Consider the following 14,124-nt stretch of genomic DNA (forward strand, 5'->3'; position numbering starts at 1 on the left):
AGGGGTGCACGGTGCGGCATGCGTGAGGGCTCACCCCGCTGGGAGCAGATCAATCCGAGTGCGTACGTGCACGAGCAGGAGGGTCTGCGCGAGCTGGCCGCCTACCTGCCGGACGCGGAGCCCTACCACGCCTGGGCCAACGTGGAGTTCGTCGGCACCGACGGCTCGATCAACGAGGTCGACGCCGTCGTGCTCACCCGCAGCGGCCTCTACGTGCTGGAGCTCAAACACTGGCAGGGTCGGGTCTCCGGCGACGGTCAGCAGTGGCGGCGGCACAAGCCCAACGGTCGCAGCCAGGTCGTCGACAGCCCACTGATCCTGGCCAACCGCAAGGCGAAGCGGCTGCGCAGCGTGATCCAGCAGTACGCCCCGCCCGGTGCGAAGGTCCCGTACGTCCATGCGGCGGTCTTCCTGCACGCGAGCAACTTCCGCTCCGAGCTGGACGAGATCGGCCGCCAGCACGTCTACGGACTCGACGGAAACAACTCGAAGCTGCCCAGCCTGAAGGAGCTGCTGCTCGCCCAGCCGGTCGACGCCCGCCACCACGTCGACGCGGTGCGCGGCCGGCAGATCATCGAGCTGGTGCGCGGCGCGCGGATCCGCCCTTCCGTGGCCGACCGGCGGGTCAACCAGCTCGTGCTGCACCAGCGGCCGTTCGCCGAGGGCATCGGCTGGCAGGACTTTCTCGCCGACCACACCGTCGGGGTCGCGCTGCTGCGCCGGGTCCGGTTCTATCTGACCAGCCGGGCCGCCGAGGAGGACGTACCGAAGATCAAGCTCGCCGCGGAGCGGGAGTTCCGGCTGCTACAGGGCATCCACCACCCGGGCATCGCCCGCGCCCTGGACCTGGTCGAGCACCCCTGGGGCCCGGCCGTCGTCTTCGATCACCGCGAGGAGTGGGTACGCCTCGACCAGTGGTTGGCCGAGCGGGACGGCCGCCTGCAGCTCGCGCAGCGGCTCCAGCTCGTGCAGGATCTCGCCGAGATCGTCGACCACGCCCACTCCCGGCGGCTGTCGCACCGCTCGTTGAACCCCCGGGCCGTCTTTGTCTGCGACCCGGACAGCGCCCGCCCGAGCCTGGTGGTGACCGACTGGCAGACCGGCGGCCGGCTGCCCGGCACCCGGCTGACCACGTTCGGCTCCCCGACCGACCCGGCGAGCCTCGAGCTCTTCTTCGACGACTCGGTGCGCCGCTACCAGGCCCCCGAGGCGGCCACCCTGGAGGACCTGCCGGGCCACCAGCTCGACATCTTCTCCCTGGGCGCGCTGGCGTACCGGATTTTCGCCGGGGCGGAGCCGGCGGCGTCGGCCGAGGAGTTGCTCGCGGCGGTGGCCGACGGCGGCCTGCACCTCGACGCGGTCGCCGACGGCATGCCGTACGCGCTGGTGTCGGCTGTCTACGACGCGACCCGGGGCGACCCGGGGCAGCGGATGAAGCGGGTCGGGGAGCTGCTTACCTGGATCGACCTGGTCTGGGAGGAGCTGACCGCGCCGGAGCCGGAGCCGGTGCTGGACCCGCTGCGGGCCCACCGGGGTGACGTGCTCGACGGCGGCCTCACCGTGCTGGGCAACCTCGGCAGCGGCGCCACCGCGATCGCGCTCTCCGTCGCCCAGGAGACATCCGGGGAGCGGCGCGAGCTGGTGCTCAAGGTGGCCCGGGATGAGCAGTACGCCGACCGCTTCGCCGCCGAGGCCCGTGCCGTCGACAGCCTGCGCGACTCCCGGGTGGCTGCCCTGGTGCAGGGCCCGATCAAGGTCGGTAACCGCACCGCCCTGCTGCTGGAGAACGCCGGCGAACGCACCCTCGCCGAGGAGCTGCGCGGTGGCCGGCTGGCGCTGGAGTTGCTGGAGCGCTACGGCCGGGACCTGCTGGAGATCGTGGCCTTCCTCGACGGGCAGGGGGTGTGGCACCGGGACATCAAGCCGGCCAACCTGGCGTCCCGTCCCCGGCCGAAGGACAAGCAGCCACACCTGTGCATTTTCGACTTCTCCCTGGCCGCCGTGCCGGCGGACCAGCTCAGCGCCGGCACCACCGCCTATCTCGACCCGTTCCTCGGGCAGTCCCGGCGGCTGCGCTACGACGCCGCCGCCGAGCGCTTCGCCGCCGCCGTCACCCTCTACGAGATGGCGACCGGCGCGCTGCCCCGGTGGGGTGACGGCGCGAACCCGGCCACCGTCACCGAGGAGGTCACCCTCGACCCGGCCGTCTTCGACGCGTCGGTCGCCGACCGCCTCGTCGCCTTCTTCGCCAAGGCGCTGGCCCGGGACACCGCCGACCGGTTCGACACTCTCGACGAGATGACCGACGCCTGGCGGGCGGTGTTCCGGGAAATTCCCGAGCCGGCGGCGTCCACGGACGACACCGGCGCGGTCGCCCCGCTGGACCGCGCCTCGCCCCTGGAGGCCGCCGAGCTGCCCGCGCGGGCCCGTTCCGCCCTGGAGCGGCTCGGCATCACCACGGTCGGTGAGCTGCTGGACGCCGAACCGTCCGCGCTGACCCGCGCCCGTGGCGTCACCGACGCCACCCGCAAGGAGATCCTGGCCCGGACCCGGGAGCTGCGCGACCTGATCGAGGCCGAGCCCGAGCCGGAGGCTCCGGTCAGGCCGTACGCCCAGGGTGTCGAGGCGCTCTGCGCCACGCTGCTGCCCGAGGCCACCGGCCGGACCGCGTGGCACCGCTCGACGATGCAGGCGCTGCTCGGCCAGGCTGCCGACGACAGGGGAAGCTACCTGCGCTGGCCGTCCCAGTCGGACGTGGCCCGGGTGACCGGCAAGAACCAGTCGGACGTGTCCCGGCTGTTGAAGCGGCTCATCGCCGGGCAGTGGCAGCCGAACGCCGCCCTCGGGCTGGTCCGCGACGAGATCGTCGCGCTGCTGGACGGGCGCGGCGGGGTGGCCTCCAGCGAGGAGATCGCGGAGGCGTTGATCGCCGCCCGCGGCTCCTACACAGCCGAGCCGAGGCGTACCGCCCAGGCGATCGGCCTGGTCCGCGCCGCCGTGGAGACCGAACTGGCCCGGGGCCGCGACGCCCGGCTTGCCATGCAACGGTTGCGCGGTAGCGACACCGTCCTCATCGGCCGCGAGCCTGCCGACCCGGCCACCGAGCGCACGGCCGTCGACCTGCTCGGATACGTGGCCCGACTCGGCCGCCGGGCCGCCGCCCTGGCCGGCGCGGACCCGCTGCCCACCCGGGCCCGGGCCGTGGAGGAGTTGCGCGCGCTGGAGCCCCCGCCGGCGGGCATGCCGCCGCTGAGCGACGCCCGACTTCTCCAGGTCGCCGCCGCAGGCAGTGGCGGCGAGGCTGCCGTCAACGCGCAGGGTCAGCTCTACCCGGCGGAGCGGATGTCCGCCGAACGCGCGCTGCGCCTCGCCGCGGGCGCGCTGGTCGGTCAGCGCCTCGACCCCGAGACGGTACGCGCCAGGGTGCGCACCCGGTTCCCCCGCGCCGAGGAGCTGCCGCCCCGGCCGAAGCTGGACGGGCTGTTGCGGGAGATCCCGCTGTTCTGGGAGGCAGTCACCGGCCGGTATGTCCCGCCGGACCGCGCCTCGTCGGTCACCGGCACCCGCTCGTTGAGCACGATCGGACCGATCCTGGAGCCCGACGCCCACGAGCGCACCCGCCAACGGCTCACCGACGCCCTCGACCGGCACGGCTTCCTGGTGCTGCTCACCTCGATCCGCCGGCCGGGCCGCGTCCGCCGTGCACTGCTGGACAGGTTCGACCTCGCCGAGGTCGACGTCACCGCGATCATGCTGGAGCGGCTGAGGTCGCTGGGCTTCCCCTGGGAGGCGATCGTCGCGGCCGACACCGGCCGCTCGACGGACGCCGACTTCCGGTCCCTCGTGGAGCTGTTCCAGCACGAGGTCATGCCGGCGATCGAGCGGGCGCTCGCCGAGGCCGACCGGCCGGTGCTGATCACCGAGGCCGCGCCGCTGGCCCGCTACCAGCAGCTCCGACTGGTCCAGGAGCTGGCCGACCCCACCCGCCCCCGCCCCGCCGCCCGCCTGCTGCTGGTGCCCGTCCGCCGCGCCGAGCCGGCGCTGCTCGACGGCCAGCAGCTCCCGCTCACCTCCCCGGCCAGCCAGACGTTGTGGCTGCCCGAGCAGTGGGGCGACACCCCCGCCCTGGAAAGGAACACCACTCGATGATCCCGCTGAAGGCGTTGCAGGCCCAGGTCACCGCGCTCACCGACGACCTGCGCGGGCAGGTCGCCCGGGACTCCGAGCTGGAGTCGTCGCTGACGAAGGAGCACGCCCAGGCGACAGACGCGAGGCGTACGGCGGGGACCTTCGAGACCTGGCTGGACGGCATCCTCGACCAGGCGGCGGTGGCCTGGGTGCTGGGTTGCGTGTTCGTCCGCTTCTGCGAGGACAACGAGCTGGTCGAGCCGCTCTGGATCGGCGGCCCGGAACCGACGGCGCCAGCGGAACGGGCGGTGCAGCACCGCCAGCAGTACCTGATCGACAACCCCCGGCACAACGACCGCGAGTGGCTGCGCGAGGCGTTCGAATACCTGGCCACGCTGAAGGCCACCGGCAAGATTTTCGACGAGCACAACCCGGTGTGGCGTTTCCCCATCTCCGGCGAGGCGGCCGAGAAGCTGTCGGAGTTCTTCCGGCGCGGGCCGGGCCTGGCGTCGCTGCGGGTCGAGGATCTGAACACCCGCTTCCTCGGCGACCTCTACCAGGACCTGTCGGCGCACGCCAAGAAGACGTACGCGCTGCTCCAGACGCCGGACTTCGTCGAGGAGTTCATCCTCGACCGCACGTTCGAGCCGGCGGTGAAGGAATTCGGCCTGCCGGAGACCTCCGTCATCGACCCGACGTGCGGATCGGGGCACTTCCTGCTCGGTGCGTTCGGCCGACTGGTGCGCAAGTGGCGGGAGCGGGAGCCGGCGACGGACATCCGGGTGCTTGTCGAACGGGCGCTCGGCCAGGTGACCGGGGTGGACATCAACCCGTTCGCGGTGGCGATCGCCCGCTTCCGGCTGCTGATCGCCGCGATGAAGGAGTGCGGGCTGACGTCCCTGGAGCGCACGCCGTCCTGGACGGTGCGGGTGGCGACGGGCGACTCCCTGCTGCACTGGGGCCGGAAGTCACGTCACCAGGGGGACCTGATCGCTGAGTTGGAGGGCCGGGACGCCTTCGCGTACGCGACCGAGGACGCCGACGTGCTGGCCGACTACCTGCGCGAGGGGCAGTACACGGTGGTGGTCGGCAACCCGCCGTACATCACCGTCGCCGACGCGGCCCGGAACAAGCTCTACCGCGACATCTACCCCGACGTCTGCCACCGGCAGTACGCGCTGACGGTGCCGTTCGCCAAGCGTTTCTTCGACCTCGCCCGGCGCTCCGACGAGCACGGCGATAGGGCGGGGCACGTAGGCCAGATCACCGGTAACGGATTCATGAAGCGCGAGTTCGGTAAGATATTAATCGAGGATTACTTTGCTCATCAGATCGAACTAAGCGAGGTCATCGACACCTCAGGCGCCTATATTCCGGGCCATGGGACCCCGACCGTAATCATGATCGGGCGTGCATCCCCGCGCCGTCGGTTGGAAAGGGTGCGGACCGTCCTTGGTGTTCGCGGTGAACCAAGTCATCCGGATGACCCGTCCAGCGGGCACGTCTGGCGTGCGATAGTGGACCAGATAGACCAGCCGGGCAGCCGATCTGACTGGATCGCAGTGGCCGACTTGCCCCGAAGTCAACTTTCATCCCATCCCTGGAGTTTGTCCGCAGGCGTTGCGTCCCCCGTGATGCTGGTACTTCGATCATGCGCTGGGTCGCTCTCGGGTGTCGTTGAACACGTCGGCTATACAGGGCAAACCAACGCAGACTCGGCGATGCTGGCCGGTCGAGATGAACTAGAGCGAGCCGGGGTAGAGCCATCTACTTACCTGCAATTTGTCACGGGCGAGTCTGTCCGTGATTTCGTTGTAAGTGAAGGCGATTATGCCATTTTTCTTTATGGGAAAGATGGGCTTCTCGAAATCACTGACTACCCTGGTGTCTTTCGTCTTCTTTGGCCCCTTCGAACTGCAATGTGGGCCCGCCGGACCTTCGCGAAATTATCCTACAGGGAAGAGGGGCGTCCCTGGTGGGGATGGCATCAAGTTGCATTGAAGCGACTGGTGACGCCGTTGTCTATCTGCTTCGCATTCGTGGCGACGCATAATCATTTTGTATTAGATCGCGGTGGGAAGGTTTTCAACAGGCATGCACCGGTGATCAAATTGCCACAAGGGGCAACTGAAGAGGATCACCTGCGGCTGCTTGGGGTGCTTAACAGCTCGACCGCCTGTTTTTGGCTCAAGCAGGTCAGTCACAACAAAGGCAGCACTGTGGATCAACGCGGGGCACGGCAGACCACGGTCGCCTGGGAGAACTTCTACGAGTTCACCGGGACGAAGCTTCAGGAGTTTCCGTTGCCAGAGGCATATCCGATGGCGCGGGCGCGGATGCTCGACTCCCTGGCGCAGCGGCTCGCCGGCCTGACCCCGGAGGCAGTCGCGGAGTCCGGCGAGCCAACTCGCGAGCGGCTGCGGGCGGCACACGCCGACCACGATGTGACCCGCTCGCGAATGATCGCGGTGCAGGAGGAACTGGACTGGGAGGTTTACCGGCTCTACGGGCTGCTTGAGGCCGACCTGACCTGCTCTGAGCCGCCGGAACTTAAGCTGGGGGAACGGGCATTCGAGATCCTGTTGGCTCGGACCGGTTCTGAGCCGGAGTGGTTCGCGCGGCATGGGTCGACGCCTATCACGGAGCTGCCGGAGCACTGGCCGGATGACTATCGGGCGCTGGTGCAGCGGCGGATCGAGGTCATCGAGTCGGATCGCAACATTGCGCTGATCGAACGGCCGGAGTGCAAGCGGCGTTGGGCCACCGACGGCTGGGACGTCATGCAGGCCAAGGCGTTGCGGGACTGGCTGTTGGACCGGCTGGAGGCACCGGAGCTGTGGGGTGACCGGCCGACGCCGCAGTCGGTGGCGCAGCTTGCCGACAAGGTGCGGCACGACGAGGAATTCCGGTCGGTGCTGGAACTGTGGGTCGGCCGGGACGACTACGACCTGACGAAGACGCTGGCGAAGCTGGTTGCCGACGAGCACGTGCCCTATCTCCCCGTTCACCGCTACAAGCCGTCCGGGCTGCGCAAGCGGGCGCAGTGGGAGCGGACCTGGATGCAGCAGCGGCTGGAGGACGCGGGCGAGGACGTGAAGATCGCCGTTCCGCCGAAGTACACCTCGGCCGACTTCACCAAGCCGTCGTACTGGCGGGCGCGGGGCAAGCTCGACGTGCCGAAGGAGCGTTTCATCTCGTACCCGAAGGCGGGCCGCGACAGCGACGGCACGGAGCTGCTCGGCTGGGCCGGGTGGGACCACCTCGCCCAGGCACAGGCGCTGGCGACCGTCTACCTGGACCGGAAGCTCCAGGCCGCCTGGCCGGCGGAGCGGCTGCTGCCGCTGCTCGCCGGCATCGCGGAGCTTGAGCCGTGGCTGCACCAGTGGTACGCCGACGAGCGACCCGGCTTCCCCGGATCACCCGCACAGTTCTTCACGGACCTCGTTGACGCTGAGCTGTCGCAGTTCGGCGCGGACCGTCCAACCCTGGTCAGACTGCGCGGTCTGAGTGACCAGGCGAGCAACCTTGAGTAGGGGAGAGGGCGACGTGTCGAGCCACAAGGACCTGGGCGGCATCTTCGACGGCTTCGAGGGATATCGCAGCGTGGAGCGGGCAGACCTGGACCGAGTGCTGCGGTCGGGCATCGTCGCGGTGGACACCAACCTGCTCCTAGATCTCTACCGCTACTCGAAGAGTGCCAGGGAACAGGTCTTCGCGGCCATGGAAGCGGTGCCGGCGGCTCTGTTCATGCCCGCGCAGGTCCAGAAGGAGTTCTGGCGTAATCGAGATCAGGTCATCCGTGAGGTGATCGCTACCAACTCGGTGAGCGGCCTACGAGAGGCCAGAAAGAAGGCATTCGGGGAGCTTGCTTCCTGGGGCACGCGGACGATGTCAGAAAGCGAAGCCAAGGAACTCCATGACCTGCTGGACGCCGCGTTCAAGAAGGTGATTGACCGGGTTGAACGAGGTGGGAGTGGCCTCAACCTCCGGACGGCGCTCAGGGACGTCGCAGACGATTCGATCCTCGGCAGGCTTGCGGCCCTGTTCCAGGGGCGCGTTGGACGCCCCTTCACCCCGGAGCGACTGACCGAACTCGTGACGGCCGGCCGACAGCGCTACGCCCGAAGGATTCCTCCGGGCTACATGGACGCGGACAAACCTGGCCAGCAAGAGGAAGGCACGGGCGACTACCTGGTCTGGGAACAACTCATCCAGCGCGCGTCTGCCGAGGGCAAGGACCTCCTTTTCGTCACGCGCGATCGCAAGGAGGACTGGTGGCGGCTCGATGCGGCGCGGGAGCCGATAGGGCCACGTGTCGAGCTGATCAACGAGATGGCAGACCGAGCTGGCGTCGGTTTTTACATGGCCGTACCGGAGGACTTTCTGGAGGCGGCGTCCGAGGCGTTTGAGGTGGAAGTCAGCGAGAGCACGCTGGACACCACGGAGCGATTGGCTGAGGAGCCTGAGCCCGAGGGCCCCGTGCCCTGGTCGCGGGAGCTGTTCGAGACGCTGCTGTCTCGGCTTGAGGAGTCCGGCTACCCGCTGCGTGCCAAGGTACTGCGCGAGGCAGCCCGGGACCCCAAGGGCTTTGTACCAAGGCAGCGCGTCTACGAACTCGGCGAGTATCCCGAAGGGCGCCTCCTCGTCGGGTTCACCCGACCGGTCATGGGGGCCATGCGCGACCTCGTCGCGGTAGGAAGTCTTCCCGAAGGGATGGAGCCTGTGCTGCGTGCTCACTACCTACGGCCCGGCAAGGCGGAGGGTTTCGTCGTGCCCCGCTCGGTGGTCGAGAGCCTGGGCCGGGAAGAATGACGCTGGGCGATCGGAACGGGGATAACGTGTCCGTGAAGAGGGCTGGTGGGCTGCCGCAACTGGTGTTGCAGTTGCGGGGTGGACCCAACATCCGGGGCCCGCAGAACTACGCGCACTCCGTCGAGCGGGGCATCCCGCTTGCGGACATCGAGGCGGAACTCGGTCCCGACCTGGCGGTCCTCGCCGCGCTCTACCCCGACGGTGTGGCTCGCTTCTGGGGATCCACGCCGACCAAACAGCTCAACAACTACAAGGCGCGTGCGCTGCGTGACCGGCGGGTCGGTGACGATGTGCTCTTCTACGCCGACACCACGTTCTTTGCGCGGGCCCGAATCCTGCACCTGCTGCGCAACCCGGCTGCGGCGAAGCGGATCTGGGGAACCGACGACGACGGGCAGACCTGGGAACACATCATGGCGCTCGGGGACATCGAGTCCCTCGATCGGCCCGTACCGGCTGGGCCGATCCTGCGTCAGCTCGGGCTGAGCGTCCCGCTGCGAAGCCTCACTCTGGTTGGTGCCGCTGAGTACGCCACGATCGCGCCGCTGCTGACCGAGGCGGGCATCAGACCACGTACTCCGGTCGGCAGGGCCTCCCGCAGGATGACCCGTAAGCGCTTGTTCAAGGCACTGAAGCGACTCGTCGATGTCGGTGGTGAGAGCGATGAAGACCAGGCCGCCCGGCGTCTGCCCCTGACGGCGCTCTGGACCATCGGGCGTGTTGCTTCCGGCGAGGTTGGCCCCGCCTCAACGGAGGATCTGGAGTCCGGACTTGAGCCACTTCTTGAGCGGTACGGTGCGGCAGCCGGAAACCGACCAGGCTCTGCGGACCCCTTCCGGGGGATGCGGGACAGCGGGTTGTGGGACATCGTCACCAGCGATGAAGGCTGGGAAGTCGATCCTGCCAGCCTCCACGGAGAGCGTGGGCTCAAAACCAGCGATGCGCACGTTCTCTCCGCAGGCTTTACACCAGCGGTGACGGCACTGCTCAGCGAGCCGGAGGTTCAGGGCCGTGCGGTGGCTGTGCTGTCGGCCGCGTTGGCTGCCGAGACTGACCGTGCGACGCTCCTCGCAGACGTGGGTCTCGCCGGCTACGACTCGGCGTCCGGGGTGCTGGACGACGGGAACGTCGCCGGATCCGATGAGGGCGCTCAGGGACCTCCGAAGCGGAAGACAGTGCTGACTCAGCGCATCGTCCGCAGCACAGCGGTCGCTGAGCGGGTCAAGCGACTCCACGGGCACCGTTGCCAGGTCTGTGGGATCCGGCTGACAACCCGGTACGGCTTCTACAGCGAGGCCGCCCACATCAAAGGGCTGGGCAGACCACACGAGGGTCTGGACCAGGACGACAACGTGCTCTGTCTCTGCCCGAACCATCACGTCCAGTTCGACACCTTCGCCATTTTCATCGACAGCGACCTCGTCGTCCGGTGGACCTCTGATGGCAAGAAGATCGGCAAGCTGCGACTGCACCCGAAGCATGCGATCGGGCCGGCTCACCTTCAGTACCACCGACGGTTCTGCGGGAGGGCGGACTAGCCTTCAGCGAAGTGTCGTGATGATCCGCCCCACGGCGGTGGACGGATTGCCCTCCGGGGGCGGATCGAGCCGATCCGCCCGGCGGAGGGCGTCCTCGATCCGGTCGCGGAACCTGGCGAAGTTGAGCGCGGTCTTGTCCCAGTTGGGGTCGTGCTTCCGTAGCAGGTCGCGTGCCTTCTTCGCGTTCTCCACGTATCCGGCGCAGTTGCCGTAGTGAAGTAGCAGCCACACCTCGAAGCAGGGGTTGGACCAGGCCAGTTGCACATCATTGGCGTCTGCTTCGCGGGTCGCTGGCCGGGTCGGGTAGTCATCCACGTCGCAGACGGCCCACGCCTCGTCGAAGTCGTCACGTTGTCGGCGGCGGGCGGCACCCCGTACGAGGTCGACCGGCGAGCCGCCTTCCACCACGACGACGACCCGGGGACGCACCCACGGTTCCTGCTTGAGCCCTTCGAAGTAGGCGACTTCCGTGGATTTGCCGTTCGTGGCGATCAGCACCGTCGTCCGCTGCTCCCGGCTCGCTGGGCGTCGCCGGAGATCCGTCACACGGCCTTGGCCGGACCGCCGGTCACTCTGCCGCGGCGTCATCGGGGCCTCCACGGGTAGCGAGGGCCTGCTCGAACAGGTGGGTGGACAGGTCGGGAACCGCACCGTAGTTGCCGTTCAGGTAACGGCGCTGGCGGTTTTCACCTTCCTTGCGAGGCTTGAAGTCGGTGAACGGATAGAGACAGGAAGTGCCCTCGCCGTCCTTCTCCACGAACCAAATTTCGTCACGGTGCAGGATCTCCTCGGCGTCGAGAGTGCCGAGTAGCGCCGCGTCGTGGCTAGTGAAGATGAGTTGACTGCCCAATGGGTTGGCCTTCGGACTACGGAACAGGCTGATCAGCTTGGCGGTCAGAATCGGGTGCAGGCTGGCATCGATCTCGTCAACCAGCATCGCTGCTCCGGTCCTGAGCACTTCAGCAGCGTGCAGGCCGAGGGCCAAGAGCTGGCGGGTACCGGTGGACTGGTCATCGAGATCGAGCAGTGCCGCGCCGTGGGGTCCTTGGTGGGCGAACTGGATCCGTGGCGGTACTGACGCTGCGTGTGGGCCGATCCGTCTTCGAACGAACGTATAACCGTTTGGCAGTCGGCGTCGGGAGGTAGCCCTGTCGCTATGATCGGGGCGAACTACGAGGTCGACGATGCCTACGTCAGCAGCCTGCAACAGGTCGATCACGAGGTGACGTATCTGCTCGGAATCCCCCCCGCCGCCGTCGAGCAGGACGGAAAGCCCGGATATTCCGTCGGCTTGTGAGCTGGCCAGGTAGAACCATCGGTAGGCGTCGTGCAGCGGCTGAGGATTCTTCGGATCCGGTCTTGGCCGGCTGTGGCCGAAGCGTGCGACGGTGCTGAGAAACAGGGCGGTCGGCGCGGTGATGCCGGCAATCTGCCCCAGGTCATTGCGTCGACCGGACTCCTCGCCCCAGGTGAACTCATCCCCGTCGCGTTCGAAGACGCGCCGCCGGCGTCCTACCGGATAGTGGTAGAGCCACTCCTCGAGCACTCGCTCGTCGTCGATCGCGAAGCCGTAGGTGTGCCGTGTCCCGCCGAGCAGAAGGTCGACGACGTAGCGTGACGGCTGCGGGACAGCTTCGGGATCCAGCCGAAATGCTTCCCGGGACAGCCCTTCACCTGGCTCGACCGCCCGGTCCGACCCGACGACCATCTCCCGCATGAATTTGAGCGCGCCCAGAGAGTTGGACTTGCCCGACGCGTTCGCCCCGAACACACCGACGATCGGAACCGCCTGCGGGGCTGCCTCGCTCGCTTCGATGCCATCACCGTAGACGGGCATGAGGTTGAGCTGTTGCTCGTCACGGAACGAGCGATGGTTGGCGAAGCGAAAACTCAGCAGCATCGGTCTTGTGCCCCCTGAGGGTGGGCGGTTACAGGCGCATCCCTGCGAGTAAACCACGAGAAGGTGACCCAAAGCCCATCGGCAGCAGGCAGCGACCCCGGCGGGTCTGCCGGACGCTACGCGCTCGCTACCAGTAGCCCGGCGAGCGGAGAGCCTCGTTGTTCCTTGCTCCATGATTGAGAGCGTGGGCCCAGAGGAAGCGGCTGCAACTGACGTAGGGGATGCGGAGAAGACGATCTTATTCCCGCGAGGGCGTGAAATTCGAGCGCTGAGAATTCATGTTGAATGATCTTCGCCGGGACGCAGATGATCTACTGATGGTGATAAATATGCGCGATGCATTACGTCAATGGGCACTATCGAAGAGGCCGTTGGGTGCGACCGCACCATCGCAAGAGCAGGGACACAGCAGCGCGGGTGGATGGGCAGGTGCGGGTGCGCCGTCACCAACGGGCGGATGGCACGTGGGTGCGCTCGCACAACCGACGCCAAGTGCCAGTCGAGCCCGAGAAGGCTGAGGACGGCGGCGCTGCTGCGATCGTTTGGGGCTTCGTTTTGATCGTGATCATTGCGGTGATTCTGTCTCTGTAGCCCGGACGATATCTCGAACCGCCGAGGGTGCCTGCTGTGGCCTCACGGAGGCACCCTCGGTGTGGCCGGTGTCAGGCTCTCGTGGACGTTACGAAGCGGGTCCAGGCGGTGGGGGAGAAGGTGAGCGCCGGGCCGTGCGGGTCCTTGCTGTCGCGCACGGCGACGATGCCGGGCAGGTTGTCGGCCACCTCGACGCACTCGCCGCCGTTGCCGCCGCTGCGGGTGCTCTTGCGCCAGTAGGCGTTACTCAAATCAACCATGGTGGACCTCCCCGACGATCTTGATGATCAGTTGCCTTGATTGTTCCTCATCCAGGGCGAGCCTGAGCAGGCCCGACCAGACCTTTTCGTAGGCGGCAAACTCGGCTGGTCGGTCGAGATAGAGCGACCCCGTCCATGACTCGCTGTAGACCACGGATGGATCGGGCACGCTGCGGTTGCCCAGCGGGAAGTCGAGAAGGACGAACTCGCCACCGACTGCCCCGTGGTGGGGGCCGGCGGCGAGCGGCAGGACCCGAACCGAGACGTTCGGCAGGCGGCCTTCCTCCAGCAGATGGCCCAACTGGTCAGTCATCGTCGTCGGGCTGCCGACCGGCCGGAGTAGCACGGACTCGCAGAGCACCACCTGCACCTGTGGTGCTCGTGGCAGGCGGCGGGTCAGTAGCGACTGTCGTTGCAGGCGAAGCTCGACGGCTCGCTCGCGGTCCTCCTCGCTCAGGTCTGGCTGATCTATGCGGTAGATGCCGAGCGCGTAGTCCCGAGTCTGGAGAATGCCGGGCACCAGACTGTTCTTGTAGAAGCGCAACTGTGACGCGGCGGATTCGAGGCCGACGTACAGCTCGAACCAGTCGGGGATGGCGTCGCCGTAGGCGTGCCACCAGCCCTTGGCCCTGGTTTCGCCGGCCACGGCGGTGAGGGCGCGGGTCAGCTCGGCCGTCGCCCCGTACAGCTCGCACATGGCCCGGACGTCGACGCCGCGCACCGACCCGAGCCCGCTCTCGATCCGCCACACCTTCTGCCTGCTGCACTCCAGCGCCTCGGCGGCGGCGTCGAGGGTTATCCCCGCCTCGGTGCGCAGGTCGCGCAGCGTCCTGCCGAGCCTGCGTCGGGGCACCGTCGATCCCATGTCCTCAGCCACCCGGCCTCCTTTCCGTTG

At 67.9% G+C, this 14,124-nt stretch carries 8 protein-coding genes; 4 read left to right on the forward strand and 4 right to left on the reverse strand.

Translation table 11 applies throughout. From position 1 onward, the window contains the following. Positions 1 to 18: 18 nt before the first annotated feature. From pglW to ACQ452_RS06655, 4 genes are read left to right on the forward strand one after another with little or no spacing between them, the layout of a single operon-like run. Entirely contained in the window at positions 19 to 4,149 is a 4,131-nt protein-coding gene (gene pglW / locus ACQ452_RS06640; protein ID WP_433391044.1) for a BREX system serine/threonine kinase PglW, read from the forward strand. Then, positions 4,146 to 7,661: a BREX-2 system adenine-specific DNA-methyltransferase PglX gene (gene pglX / locus ACQ452_RS06645; protein ID WP_433391047.1), complete on the forward strand. Its 3,516-nt coding sequence runs from the start codon at positions 4,146 to 4,148 to the stop codon at positions 7,659 to 7,661. Before pglW ends, pglX begins: the two co-directional genes overlap by 4 nt. Positions 7,662 to 7,674: 13 nt before the next feature. Then, positions 7,675 to 8,940 carry a PIN-like domain-containing protein gene (locus ACQ452_RS06650; protein WP_433391050.1) on the forward strand — a complete coding sequence of 422 codons (1,266 nt, stop codon included), beginning with the start codon at positions 7,675 to 7,677 and terminating at the stop codon, positions 8,938 to 8,940. Positions 8,941 to 8,966: 26 nt separating this feature from the next. Further along, complete coding sequence (locus ACQ452_RS06655) at positions 8,967 to 10,478, forward strand: HNH endonuclease (RefSeq protein WP_433391053.1); 1,512 nt, start codon at positions 8,967 to 8,969, stop codon at positions 10,476 to 10,478. A gap of 3 nt (positions 10,479 to 10,481) precedes the next feature. Here the strand turns inward: ACQ452_RS06655 and ACQ452_RS06660 are convergent, their stop codons facing one another. The 4 genes from ACQ452_RS06660 to ACQ452_RS06675 form a co-directional block, all read right to left on the reverse strand. Further along, positions 10,482 to 10,976 carry an RloB family protein gene (locus ACQ452_RS06660; RefSeq protein ID WP_433391056.1) on the reverse strand — a complete coding sequence of 165 codons (495 nt, stop codon included), beginning with the start codon at positions 10,974 to 10,976 and terminating at the stop codon, positions 10,482 to 10,484. A gap of 70 nt (positions 10,977 to 11,046) precedes the next feature. Further along, on the reverse strand, positions 11,047 to 12,378 hold the full coding sequence (locus ACQ452_RS06665) for an AAA family ATPase (RefSeq protein WP_433391059.1): 1,332 nt from the start codon (positions 12,376 to 12,378) through the stop codon (positions 11,047 to 11,049). A gap of 662 nt (positions 12,379 to 13,040) precedes the next feature. After that, complete coding sequence (locus ACQ452_RS06670) at positions 13,041 to 13,229, reverse strand: DUF397 domain-containing protein (protein ID WP_433391062.1); 189 nt, start codon at positions 13,227 to 13,229, stop codon at positions 13,041 to 13,043. After that, the gene (locus ACQ452_RS06675) at positions 13,222 to 14,106 is read right to left on the reverse strand and encodes a helix-turn-helix domain-containing protein (protein WP_433391065.1); all 885 of its coding nucleotides are present in this window, start codon (positions 14,104 to 14,106) and stop codon (positions 13,222 to 13,224) included. The genes ACQ452_RS06670 and ACQ452_RS06675 overlap by 8 nt, the downstream gene beginning before the upstream one ends. Positions 14,107 to 14,124: the final 18 nt, after the last annotated feature.

It is taken from the genome of Micromonospora sp. KLBMP9576, assembly GCF_050941805.1.
Taxonomy (GTDB): Bacteria; Actinomycetota; Actinomycetes; order Mycobacteriales; family Micromonosporaceae; genus Micromonospora.